We start from the raw sequence: 12936 nt of genomic DNA, 5'->3' as shown, positions 1-12936 counted from the left end.
TCCGGGCCCGGGACACGACGTGCCGGACCCGGTACTCAACCAAGGAGCCAGTAACCCATGATCCGCAAGCTCGCCCGACCGATGCTCGCTTCCGTGTACATCGCGGACGGCGTCGACACCCTCGCCAACACCGAGGCACACGTGGAAGGCACCGAGTCGGTCATCGACCGCCTGCGTACCGTTCTGCCCCGGCAGTACGCCTCTTTCGTCCCCACCGACCCGGAGCTCGTCGCCCGGGGCCTCGGCGCCACCAAGGTCGGTGCAGGCAGCATGCTGGCACTCGGCAAGTTCCCGCGTCTGTCCGCTCTGACCCTCGCGCTCGCATCCATCCCGACGATCCTCGCCCGCCACGCCTTCTGGGACGCCGAGGACGGTCAGGAGAAGAGCGCCCGCCGTTCCGGTTTCCTCACCTCGATCGCGCTGCTCGGCGGCCTGTTCATCACCACCGCCGACACCCAGGGTAAGCCCGGTATCGCCTGGCGGACGAAGCACGCCGCCAAGGTGACGAACAAGAAGGTCCAGAAGGCGCTGCCGACGAAGTCCGAGACCGAGAAGTTCGCCGAGAGCGCCTCCGAGCAGGCCTCCGCACTCGCCGAGTCCACCCGTGGTTTCCTCGGTGACGCGACCGAGAAGGCGTCCGGTTACCTGGAGGCCGCCCAGGACTACTTCGAGGACAACAAGGACGACTGGCTCAAGGCCGCGGAGTCCAACGCCCAGACGGCCCGGAAGCGCGCCGTGAAGCTCGCCAGCCAGGCCCAGGACCGCGCCGACGAGGCCCGCAAGAACGCGTCCAAGAACGCCGCGAAGTACCAGAAGCAGGCGGACAAGGCCGCGAAGAAGGCCAAGAAGAAGTGGGGCAAGAAACTGGACATCTGATCCGGTGTCACCCTCTTGACGCCCCGCCCACCGGTCACCGGTCGGCGGGGCTTCGTGTGTCCGTGTGTCCCCCGCGGCGCGGGACGTGGATGGACCCGTCCCGCACCGTGTCACTAGAGTTGGCCCCTACCGTTCTTTCACCGAGTTCCTTTCCCGAGCCACCGAGCGGATGTCCGCGGACGGCGCCTCGGGTTTCTCTCCAGGAGTGACCATCGTGCAGCATCATCCTCTCCCCCCGTCCCGTCCAGGCACCGGGGAAACGGAGATCGCCGCCGAGCAGGAGTACACGGACATGCTCTTCGCGCGGCTCGACGCGGAGGTCTCACAGTCCAATGAACGGTTGCGTCGGGTGATGAAGCGGGTCGATGCCGCGAATCCGGACGCCGAGGCGCTGGTGGAACGTGAAACCGAATACCACGCGCTCAACGCCCGCCTCGACCGGCTGAATCTCGCTCAGCTGGGACTGGTCTTCGGCCGCATCGATGTCGGGGATGCGGAGGCCGAGAACCCGGTCCCCGGGAACCCCGGTCTGGACCGTCGGTACATCGGACGAATGGGACTCGACGCGCGGGAGGAGGGGTACCGCACACTGCTGCTGGACTGGAGGGCCCCGATGGCCCGCCCCTTCTACCTGGCGACCACCGCCCAACCCGAGGGGGTGACGGTCCGCCGCCACATCCGGACCAGCGGCAGAACGGTCACGGGCATCGACGACGAGCACCTCTCCGTGTCCCCCGGTGACACCGACTCCGGGGCACCCCGGAGCGGCGTCGGGGGCGAATCCGCACTGTTGTCCGTCCTCACCGCCCCCCGCACCGGGCACATGGTCGACATCGTCGAGACGATCCAACGGGAGCAGGACGAGATCATCCGGGACCGGACCCGGGGCGTCATGGTCGTGGAGGGTGGGCCCGGTACCGGGAAAACGGCCGTGGCACTGCACCGGGTCGCGTGGCTGCTCTACACCTGGCGGGAGCAGTTGGCGGCGACCGGTGTCCTCATCATCGGTCCGAACCGGACCTTCCTCGACTACATCTCCCGGGTTCTTCCCGAGCTCGGTGAGACCGGGGTCGTGCTCTCCACCGTCGGCGAACTGTACCCGGGGGTCACCCCACGAGCCGTCGATCCGCTGCTCACGAGGGAGATCAAGGGCTCTGAGGAGATGGTCGTGATCCTCGCCGAAGCCGTCAAGGCGCGTCAGACGCTGCCCGATACCCCCGTGTCACTGAAGGTGGAGGGAATCGAACTCACCCTCACCCCCGCGATGGTGAAGAAGTCCAGGACGCGGGCCCGCCGGTCCCGCAGGCCGCACAATCTCGCGCAACCGGTGTTCCGGGATCATCTCATCGCTCAACTCGCCGACCAGATGGCGGAACGGATCGGGGCGGATCCTCTCGGGGGCCGGAATCTTCTCGGCGGCGGGGACGTGGCCCAGCTCCACGAGGACCTCACGGAGGAGAGGTCCGTGGTCGAGGCGGTGGACGCGTTCTGGCCCACGCTCGATCCGGAGTCGGTTCTGGAGGACCTGCTCACCGATGAGTCAGCCATAGCCCGGGCCGCCGCCGACTACGATGACGAGACCCGCTGTGCACTCCTCCGGGATCCGGGATCCCCGTGGACCACGTCGGATGCCGCGCTTCTCGATGAACTCGCGGAGCGACTCGGGATGCCGGACCCGGAGACCGCCCGTGAGGCCGCCGACCGGAAGTGGCGGGAACAGGTCGAGGACGCCCAGGAGGCCCTCGACATCCTCAGCTCCTCGGCGTCCTCCGATCTGGACGACGGCTTCGAGGCGGAGATCCTCTCCGCCCACGACGTCATCGACGCGGAGACCCTCGCCGAGCGTCAGCGCTTCCGGGACACCCGCACGACCGCGGAGCGCGCCCGCGCGGACCACACGTGGGCCTACGGCCACGTCATCGTCGACGAGGCACAGGAACTGTCACCGATGGAGTGGAGGATGGTCATGCGCCGGTGTCCGTCCCGGTGGATGACACTCGTCGGCGACACGGCGCAGACGGGTTCCCCGACGGGCGTGGATTCCTGGGCGGACACACTCGCGCCGTACGTCCGGGGCCGGTTCCACCGGCATGAGCTGACGGTGAACTACCGGACGCCCGGAGACATCGCGGAGGTGGCGAACCGCCTGCTGCCGATGATCGCGCCGGACCACGCACCCGCGACAGCGATCCGGGACACGGGACAGGGTGTGCGTGTCCTCCCCGCCGACACGGACCCCGAGGTGGTGCTCGGGGAACTCATGGAACGGGATCCGGAACGGACCGCGGTCATCATCGCCCCCGATGACGGCCAGGTACCGGGGAGTGTCACGGTGGACGGGATCAAGGGACTCGAGTTCGACCACGTCATCATCCTCAACCCGGACAACATCGTCGGACAGTCTCCCCAGGGATGGCAGGACCTCTATGTCGCGTACACCCGCGCCACCCAGTCCCTGACGGTGATCGGGCGGCCACCCCACGGTGACCCCGTGGAATGACCTCCCGCCGGCCGTCCGCCCCGCCGACCCCCGTCAGCTGACGGTGTGCACGATCATGACGTCACACTGGGACTGACGTGCGACATCCGCCGGAACGGAGCCGAGCAGTCGACCGGTGAGGGAATTGATGCCCCGGTTACCGACGACGAGCAGGTCCGCGTCGTGCTCGTTGACGATCGCCATGAGCGCCTCCACCGGGGTTCCGGGCTTGATGGCGGTCTCGACCTTCGAGCAACCGATCCCGCGCGCGGCCTCGGCGGCGGCATCGAGATTGCGCTGTGCCGGATCGTCACCGAGAACGGTGACGGAATCCTTGCGCAGGGTCTTCGAGGCCTGCTCCTCGGATTCGTAGTACGCGCAACCGACGATCAGAGTGGCGTCGAAGGCGGCGGCGATCGCCGCCGCCCGCTGGACCGCCAGCATCGACGACTTCGAGCCGTCCGTTCCGACGACGATCTTGGTGTAGTCACTCATGGTGAACCTTCCGGTGGGGTATCAGGGGTTGTGCTCCGGCCGGCCGCGTCCGGGGAACTCCTGGGAGCGCACCACGGATCGACCGGAACAGGGTCGTTCTCCGCGTCCATTGTAGGCAAAAGAACGCCGCCCCCGTGAACACCACCACGCGCACGGGCGGAAACCGTCAGATCCCGGCCTCCCTCATCCCCCGGAGTTCCTTCTTCAGGTCCGCGATCTCGTCACGGAGCCGTCCGGCGAGCTCGAACTTCAGCTCACGGGCTGCGGCCGACATCTGCGCGGTCAGGTCGTCGATGAGCGTCTGCACCTCCTGCCGTGGCATCGACGAGACATCGGGTCTGTCCACCAGTGCCGCGTCCCCGGTCGCGGAGGCACCCCGCTCCCCGTCGTCACCGGCGTTCTCGTACACCTGGTCCAGAATGTCGGCGATCTTCTTGCGCAGCGGCTGCGGATCGACACCGTGTTCCTCGTTGTACGCGATCTGCTTCTCCCGGCGACGTTCCGTCTCGTCGATCGCCCGTTGCATGGATTCGGTGACGCTGTCGGCGTACATGTGCACCTCACCGGCGACGTTACGGGCGGCACGCCCGATGGTCTGGATCAGGGACGTCGTCGAGCGGAGGAAGCCCTGCTTGTCGGCGTCGAGAATCGCCACCAGTGACACCTCGGGCAGGTCGAGTCCCTCCCGCAGGAGGTTGATGCCCACGAGAACGTCGTACTCCCCCAGCCGGAGCTGGCGCAGCAGTTCGACCCGTTGGAGGGTGTCGATGTCACTGTGCAGGTACCGGACGCGGATACCGTGCTCCAGGAGGTAGTCGGTGAGATCCTCCGCCATCCGTTTCGTCAGGGTGGTCACGAGCACCCGCTCCCGCCTCGCCGTGCGCTGGTTGACCTCGTCGATGAGATCGTCGATCTGTCCCCGCGTCGGTTTGACGACGATCTTCGGGTCCACCAGTCCGGTCGGGCGGATCACCTGCTCGACGAACTCACCGCCGGAGGCGGTCAGCTCGTAGGTGCCCGGTGTGGCGGACATGTAGACGCACTGGCCTTTCCGGGCGTCGAATTCCTCCCACGTCAGCGGTCGGTTGTCCAGGGCGCTGGGAAGCCGGAAGCCGAAGTCGACGAGGTTACGTTTCCGGGACATGTCGCCCTCGAACATGCCACCGATCTGCGGGACCGTGACGTGCGACTCGTCGATGATGGTGAGGAAGTCCTCCGGGAAGTAGTCGATCAGGGTGGCCGGTGCGGATCCCGCCGCGCGGCTGTCGATGTGCCTCGAGTAGTTCTCGATACCGGAACAGAACCCGACCTGCTCGATCATCTCCAGGTCGTACTCGGTGCGCATCCGCAGTCGCTGCGCCTCCAGCAGCTTGCCGCGGTTCTCCAGATCGGCGAGCCGCTCGGCGAGCTCCGCCTTGATCGCGGCGACCGCCTTCTCCATGCGTTCGGGGCCCGCCACGTAGTGCGTCGCCGGGAAGATCCGCAGTTCCCCGACGTTCCGCACCACATCTCCCGTCAGGGGGTGGATGTAGTACAGCGCGTCGATCTCGTCGCCGAAGAACTCGACCCGCACGGCGAGTTCCTCGTAGGCGGGGATGATGTCGACGGTGTCCCCCTTTGCCCGGAAGGTTCCCCGGGTGAAGGCGACGTCGTTGCGCGCGTACTGGATGTCGACCAGCAGCCGCAGGAAACGGTCACGGTCGATCTCGTCGCCCACCTTCAGGACCACGGACCGGTCCAGGTAGCTCTGCGGCGTACCCAGACCGTAGATGCACGACACCGAGCTCACCACGACGACGTCACGGCGCGACAGCAGGGCCGATGTCGCGGAGTGACGGAGACGTTCCACGTCCTCGTTGATGGACGAGTCCTTCTCGATGTAGGTGTCCGTCTGCGCGATGTACGCCTCGGGCTGGTAGTAGTCGTAGTAACTGACGAAGTACTCGACCGCGTTGTTCGGCAGCAGCTGCCGGAGCTCATTCGCCAACTGCGCCGCCAGGGTCTTGTTCGGGGCCATCACGAGGGTCGGCCGCTGCACCTGTTCGATCAACCACGCGGCCGTGGCCGATTTACCTGTACCGGTCGCACCCAGCAGCACGACATCGCGTTCCCCGTCCTCCAACCGTTTCTTCAGGGCGGCGATCGCCGCAGGCTGATCCCCGGCCGGTTCATAGTCCGAGATCACCTCGAAGGTGGCGGCGGTCCGCTCGATCTCCCCGACGGGTCGATGCTCGGAGTGGGACAGGACGGGTTGTTCAGCAGCGAAAGCCATGGTCACGATTCTACCCGGCGGGCCGATCCCGGCCCCGGACCGGAGGCTCCGACGAACGGGTCCGCACCTGGTGCGGGATTAGCGGGGTGCGCCGACACAGGCTAACTTGTAGTCATGAGTGAAGCTGCAGCCAGCCGCCGCCGACGGTATCTCGTGCCCCTGGCCCTGCTCGCGGTGACCGGCCCGTTCCTGGTTTTCGCCGCACCGGCGGCCGATGCGGCCGGCGGCCCCTGCGTGAACAACCACCGGCAGGAACCTCTGCGTCCGAGGTCCCCGGGGCTCCTCGGGGCCCTCTCCTCGGGATCATCCGGCGCGGAGGCTTCCCCGGGTGACGGGTCCCCGGACGAGGATGGCGCTGCACCACCGTGGATGAAGGGGCACCCGGGCCAGCTGCCGATCATCAGGGGCCACACCGAGGCCCTCCACCTGGTGACGGGCCCCGGTTCCCCAGGACGGACGGACCGTACCTTCGGTATCGCGGGAACGGATCTCGGTGTCGCTCTGCGGGGCACCGACGGCGGCCTCATGCTCGTCTTCGGTGACACCATGGCCTGTGACAGCACCTCGGACAACTGGCGCAGCAACACGATCGTGCGCACGGACGACGTGGATTACACGGACGGTCTGGAGATCCGGGAGGCACTCACCCGGCGGGGCTGGTCCACCCGTGGCCGTGCTGTCGAGTTCATTCCTTCACTCAAGCAGCCGGGCTACGAGCACACCACGATCCCGACCGCGGCGATCACCGTGAACGGTGTGCACTACGTCGACTACATGTCGGTCCGTTCCTGGGGTGCTCCCGGCGATTGGACGACGAACTACGCGGGGACGGTACGTTCACGGGACGGCGTCACGTGGACACCCGTGGAGGGGTCGGTCCGCACGAACAGCGGGGCGTCGTCACTGACCCGCCTGCACAATCTTCCCCGCTACCGGGAGGGGAACGAGAACCTTCAGATGTCCTCGTTCATCGAGCACGACGGTTTCGTCTACCGTTTCAGCACCCCCTCCGGCCGTGGCGGTGCCGCGGTCCTGGGGCGGGCACCGGTGGCCGATTTCCCCGACGAGGACGCCTTCACGTTCTTCGACGGTGAGAACTGGTTCTCCCCCGGGGACGCGAAGCCGCATTCCGGGGACGGTGCGTCCGCTCGATACGACGTCGGTGACGCGGTGCCCGTTCTCGAGCGACCGGTCTCCGAACTGTCCGTCACCTGGAACGGGTATCTCGGGAAGTTCATCACGCTGTACACCACCGACGGTGGGTTGGTGCTCCGCACGGCTGACGCGCTCACCGGCCCGTGGTCCGAGGAGCGCATGGTGGTCGACACCGGGACGGTCGGTGATCTCTACGGAGGGTTCGTCCTGCCCGGCGACACCGGGCGTGACCTCTATTTCGTCGCCACGACGTGGAGCAACTACAACGTCCTGTTGATGCGAACCAACCTGGACGAGCTTCTGGGCGTCCCGGGGAGAGCCGGGACCGGCGACGACCGTGTCGCACGCACGGATCCACGGCCCGCCGCGGGAGCCGGCTACGATCCCTCCGGTGACGACGGCCTCGAGGTCGTCGGGGTCGTCGACTACCGGGATCAGTGAACCGGGGAGCGTCGTCGTTCCGCGTCGATGAGTGGCCCGACGATGCTCTTCACCTGGGGTGCGAGGGCCGACAGGGGGCCGTTGTTGTCGATGATGATGTCCGCCCCGTTCCGTCGTTCCTCGTCCCCGATCTGCGCGGCCATCCTGCGTCGGGCGTCCGCGGCATCGATGCCACGGTGTTCGGTCAGTCTCCTGACGCGTTCCTCACTGTCGACGTCGACGACGATGACGGTGTCGAACTTGTCCGCCTGTCCCGTCTCGAAGAGCAGGGGCATGTCGTAGACCCCGGCGAGGGCGCCGTTCTCCTCGGCGGTGTCCAGCCGGTGCGCGGCTTCGGTGATGATCCGGGGGTGCATGATCGCGTTGAGTCGTTCGGTTGCGGCCGCATCACGAAACGCTCTCTCCGCCAGGAGTCCCCTGTCGAGGTGTCCGTCCTCCGAGACGATGTCGGAACCGAACTCGAGCGCCAGTTCGCCGAGTGCCGGCTGTCCCGGTCGAACGATGTCACGGGCGATCGCGTCGGCGTCGATGACGGTCACGCCGTCGATGTCAGCGAGTGCGGCGGCGACGGTGGACTTGCCGCTCCCGATTCCACCTGTTAATCCGATCCTCAACATATTCTCAAGTGTATCGGTGTCGCTCGTCCCGCCCGCAGGCGGGTCATACCGGGGTCACCCGACGGACGCGGAACGAGCCCCGTCGCTCCTGTTCCCAGGTGCGCGGGGCTCGTTCTCTCAGCCGGTCGTTGAATCCGACCGACGGGTGTTACTTCGCTGTCACGGTGATGATCGTCGAGTTGGCGTCGACGGAATCAGCGGTGTGCGCCTCGACGGAGGCGAACTTCCGGTGGTTCTGGACGACGACCGGGGTGATGATCGGCTTACCGGCGGCGGCGATGACCTCGGGATCGAAGGAGAGCAACGGGTCGCCTGCGCGGACGCGCTGCTTCTTCTCGACGTGGGAGGTGAAGCCCTTGCCCTCGAGCTCGACGGTGTCGAGGCCGACGTGGACCAGCAGTTCGATGCCGTTGTCCAGGCGGATGCCCACGGCGTGCGGGAACAGGGCGAGGATCTGACCGTCGCCGGGGGCGGTGACGGTGGTGCCGGTCGGGATGACGGCGAGCCCCTGTCCGACGTTGCCGCCGGAGAACATCGGGTCCGGGACCTCACTCAGCGGCACCGCACGGCCGGCCAGCGGTGAGCTGACCGTGGTGACGGCGCCGGGACGCAGGGCGGTCTTCTCGGTGGTGGCGGGAGCCGGTGCATCGGCGACCGCGACGGAACCGGCGGTACCGGCGGCTGCTGCGGCTGCGGGGGCAGCGGAGACGGTGGCGTCCGCCGCCGCTTCCTCGGCCATGCTGCGCTCGTACTCGGCGGACGCCTCGCGGGCGCTGATCTTCTCCTCGTCGGAGCGGTAGTCGAAGAAGACCACCAGGAAGAAGGAGGTGAAGAAGGCGACGGCGATACCGGCGACGTAGAGGCCGACGGAGTTGAAGGCCGGGATGGTCAGCAGTGAGGTGAACACGAAGGCGCTCGCGGTGACGGCGTCGACCGAGGGGATGATCATGGGTACGAGACCCATGACGAGGCCACCGGCGAAACAGCCCGGGAGCAGGCGGAGGTAAGACTTCTTGAACCGGAGCATCACGCCGTAGAGCGAGGGCTCGGAGATACCACCGAGCAGCCCTGCCATCATGCCGCCCAGGGAGACCTGACGCATCTGGCGGTCACGCTCCCGCATGGCGACGAACATGACACCGGTGACGGTGCCGAAGCAGGCGAAGTTCCAGGCACCCATGGGGCCCTGGATGATGTCGTAGCCCAGGGTCGCGATGTTCTGGATCATGATGGCGTTCAGCGGCCAGTGCAGACCCAGCGGCACGAGGAAGGGGTACAGCATCGGGATGATGATGGCGAGGATCAGCGGCGAGAACTCATTGACGGAGTTCAGCAGGTTCGAGATGCCGTTGCCGATGCCGATGCCGAAGGGGCCGAAGACGAAAGCCGTCGCCGGGATCATGATCAACAGCGAGAAGAACGGCACAAAGACCATGTGTACGGCGGAGGGGATGATCTTCTTCAGACCCTTCTCGACCCAGAACAGGGCGATCGCGGCGATCAGCGGCGGGAACACCTGGCCGGAGTAGCCGTTGAGGACCATCGGCAGGCCGAAGACCTGGACGACGTCGCCCGGCTCACCCATACCGATGAAGGTGGGGGTGAGGAGCGCACAGGGGATGGCCGCGCCGACCCACTCGTTCGCGCCGAGTTTACGGGCGGCACACGCACCGACCATGACGGGCAGGAAGTAGAACACCGACTGCCACATCGCGTGCATGAAGATGAAGGTGGAATCCGTGGGCTCACGGAAATCCTGGATATCGAAGGTATCGAAGAGCACCAGGAGGGTGATGATCAGCGACGCACCGAGCAGGGCCCAGAGGACCGGTCGGAAGGTGTCGGAGAGGAACTCGAAGCAGTAGTCGACCCAGGAGTACTTACCTCGGACGCCGTCGTACTGCTTCTTACCGTTGGAGGCCTTGGCACTCTCTCCCATACCCGGTTGGGTGATCAGAGCCTGGTAGTAGTCGGCGACGCCGCCGCCCATGACGACCTGGAGACCGGTCGTTCCCTGGGGAACGACTCCGAGAACGTCGGGGTTGGAGTCCAGCGCCTTCTGATCAGCCTTGGACTGGTCGTGCAGCTGGAAACGCAACCGTGTCGCGCAGTGGGTGAGGTTGGCGACGTTTTCAGCGCCGCCCACCTTCTCCAGGATGAACTCTGATGTCGTCATCGTTTTAGACGCCATGTACGAACCTTTCATACATCACCACCACGTGGTTTACACGGTGGTGAATCCTCATCCGGTTCAGGCTTATTCCTGACCGGCTCAACCGCGGTCATGCACCCGGTCCCCGACCGGAGAACCGCCACATGGCGATTGACCGAATCTGTGGGAAACCTGGGAGGCGGTGATATGTCTGCACAGTTTTTACTGTGTGGTGCAACAGTGATCGGGGCCATACATGTCCGAGTTTGCGGTGAGTCCCCACAATCATATGTCCATTGTCGTGGGCACTCCAACTTTCAATTGCCCGAACGGGACGGAAGTTCGCCCGTTTGCCGCTTATTTAAGTGGCATTTTGCCCGCTACGGGCGTTAACGCACCGCAGGGGCCAAACATTTGTAAGCTAGCTCACATCTTACCCGATTCCGGACCCGAAACACCAGAAAGCTGTGATTCCGTGCAGAATCCCGCACGGAGATCCCTCAGATTGCACACAGCTTGACACCGCACAAGCCGGACGGGAGCCCCCACCCGGACACACCGGTCCCGTGTGCCACCGACCGGAGGGACGCACCGCCACATCACAGGGGCGACCTGGGATGCCTCCACGTTCCCCGGAACACCGGGTTCTTCTCCCGGAGGATCGGGAGACGGACCCGTCAGACCCGACCCGTGACAGACGGAGAGGACCCGCACAACCACCCGAAAAGTGGTCGTGCGGGTCCTCTCCCTCGCTTACCCGGTACGTGGTGTTCCGGAGGGAACAGCCACGCCCCGTGTCCGTTTACCGGGGCCGAGGTTGATCCCCTTCAGCCCAGGTGCATGGGCGAACTAGTTACCGGCGAGCTTCTCGCGCAGTGCGGCGAGCTGCTCATCGGAGGCGAGTGAACCACCGGTGCTCTCGGCCTCGCCCGCCGCGGCAGCGGCCGGAGCGGCGTCGGAGGACTCGGAGGAGTAGTTCGTGGCACCGGCGACTGCGGCCTCCTCGGCGGCGGCACGGTGACGCTCGATCTGAGCGGTGTGCAGCTGGAAGCGACGCTCGGACTCCGCGTAGCGGGCCTCCCATGCCTGACGCTGCTCGTCGAAGCCCTCGAGCCACTCGTTCGTCTCCGGGTCGAAGCCCTCGGGGAAGATGTAGTTGCCCTGCTCGTCGTAGGAGTCGGCCATGCCGTACTTCGACGGGTCGAACTCCTCGGTGTAATCCTCGTCCGCCTGCTTCAGGGACAGGGAGATGCGGCGACGCTCGAGGTCGATGTCGATGACCTTGACCATGGCCTCTTCACCCACGGTGACGACCTGGTCCGGAACCTCGACGTGGCGCTCGGCCAGCTCGGAGATGTGGACGAGACCCTCGATGCCCTCTTCGACGCGGACGAACGCACCGAAGGGAACGAGCTTGGTGACCTTGCCCGGAACGATCTGGCCGACCGCGTGGGTACGGGCGAAGACGCGCCACGGATCCTCCATGGTGGCCTTCAGCGACAGAGAGACGCGCTCGCGGTCCAGATCGACGTCGAGAACCTCGACGGTGACCTCGTCACCGACGGTGACGACCTCGGACGGATGGTCGATGTGCTTCCAGGACAGCTCGGAGACGTGGACGAGTCCGTCGACGCCACCGAGATCCACGAAGGCACCGAAGTTGACGATCGAGGAGACGACGCCCTTGCGGACCTGGCCCTTCTGGAGCTGGTGCAGGAACTCGGAGCGAACCTCGGACTGGGTCTGCTCGAGCCAGGCACGACGGGACAGCACGACGTTGTTGCGGTGCTTGTCCAGCTCGATGATCTTGGCCTCGATCTCCTGGCCGATGTACGGATCCAGGTCCCGGACGCGACGCATCTCGACGAGGGAGGCGGGAAGGAAGCCACGCAGGCCGATGTCCAGGATGAGACCACCCTTGACGACCTCGATGACGGTACCGGTGACGGGCTCGTCCTTCTCCTTGAGCGCCTCGATGGCACCCCAGGCACGCTCGTACTGGGCGCGCTTCTTGGACAGGATCAGACGGCCTTCCTTGTCCTCCTTGGTGAGGACAAGTGCGTCGATTTCATCGCCGACGGCGACGACCTCGCCCGGATCGACATCATGCTTGATGGACAGCTCACGGGAGGGGATGACACCTTCCGTCTTGTAGCCGATGTCGAGCAGAACCTCGTCGCGATCGACCTTGACGACGGTACCTTCGACGATGTCACCGTCGTTGAAGTACTTGATGGTTGCGTCGACTGCGGCGAGGAAGTCCTCAGCGGAGCCGATGTCGTTGACGGCAACCTGAGGGGCGTTGTTGGTGGGCATATGTTTGAGTGCTCCGAAATGGATAGGAATCGAAAGTGGACAGGGAATGTGCGCCGCCCCTCTCCCCCGAACCCTGGACAGGGCCTCACGGTGTCCGCACCGGATGCGGACCGCCGCGAATCATGGACACGGC

At 66.0% G+C, this 12936-nt stretch carries 8 protein-coding genes; 3 read left to right on the top strand and 5 right to left on the bottom strand.

Annotated elements, in window-relative coordinates:
• The first annotated feature begins 57 nt into the window (after window positions 1-57).
• Both JIM94_RS08540 and JIM94_RS08535 read left to right on the top strand, forming a co-directional pair.
• Window positions 58-876: a DoxX family protein gene (locus tag JIM94_RS08540; RefSeq protein WP_200252018.1), complete on the top strand. Its 819-nt coding sequence runs from the start codon at window positions 58-60 to the stop codon at window positions 874-876.
• A 292-nt stretch (window positions 877-1168) separates the two neighbouring features.
• Entirely contained in the window at window positions 1169-3376 is a 2208-nt protein-coding gene (locus JIM94_RS08535) for a HelD family protein (RefSeq protein WP_234039176.1), read from the top strand.
• Between the two features lie 33 nt (window positions 3377-3409).
• On the opposite strand, the gene JIM94_RS08530 is transcribed toward JIM94_RS08535, so the two are convergent.
• Window positions 3410-3850, bottom strand: coding sequence for a universal stress protein (locus tag JIM94_RS08530; protein ID WP_200252013.1), 441 nt, complete (start codon window positions 3848-3850; stop codon window positions 3410-3412).
• Window positions 3851-4016: 166 nt separating this feature from the next.
• On the bottom strand, window positions 4017-6122 hold the full coding sequence (uvrB, locus tag JIM94_RS08525; protein ID WP_200252011.1) for an excinuclease ABC subunit UvrB: 2106 nt from the start codon (window positions 6120-6122) through the stop codon (window positions 4017-4019).
• Between the two features lie 114 nt (window positions 6123-6236).
• Between uvrB and JIM94_RS08520 the strand changes: the two genes are divergently transcribed.
• Window positions 6237-7718, top strand: coding sequence for a DUF4185 domain-containing protein (locus tag JIM94_RS08520; RefSeq protein ID WP_234039077.1), 1482 nt, complete (start codon window positions 6237-6239; stop codon window positions 7716-7718).
• Here the strand turns inward: JIM94_RS08520 and coaE are convergent.
• The 3 genes from coaE to rpsA all read right to left on the bottom strand — a co-directional run bounded on the left by coaE (window position 7712) and on the right by rpsA (window position 12803).
• Window positions 7712-8335 (bottom strand): dephospho-CoA kinase, encoded by a 624-nt coding sequence (gene coaE / locus JIM94_RS08515; RefSeq protein ID WP_200252003.1) that lies wholly within the window; start codon window positions 8333-8335, stop codon window positions 7712-7714. The two genes, JIM94_RS08520 and coaE, sit on opposite strands and share 7 nt — an antisense overlap.
• A 148-nt stretch (window positions 8336-8483) precedes the next feature.
• Window positions 8484-10526 (bottom strand): glucose PTS transporter subunit IIA, encoded by a 2043-nt coding sequence (locus JIM94_RS08510; protein ID WP_200251994.1) that lies wholly within the window; start codon window positions 10524-10526, stop codon window positions 8484-8486.
• An 810-nt stretch (window positions 10527-11336) separates the two neighbouring features.
• Complete coding sequence (gene rpsA / locus JIM94_RS08505; RefSeq protein ID WP_200251991.1) at window positions 11337-12803, bottom strand: 30S ribosomal protein S1; 1467 nt, start codon at window positions 12801-12803, stop codon at window positions 11337-11339.
• Window positions 12804-12936: the final 133 nt, after the last annotated feature.

Source organism: Corynebacterium pygosceleis (assembly GCF_016595275.2).
GTDB lineage: Bacteria > Actinomycetota > Actinomycetes > Mycobacteriales > Mycobacteriaceae > Corynebacterium > Corynebacterium pygosceleis.
Note: the sequence above shows the minus strand (reverse complement) of the source record. Positions and strands in the feature narration are given on the sequence as shown.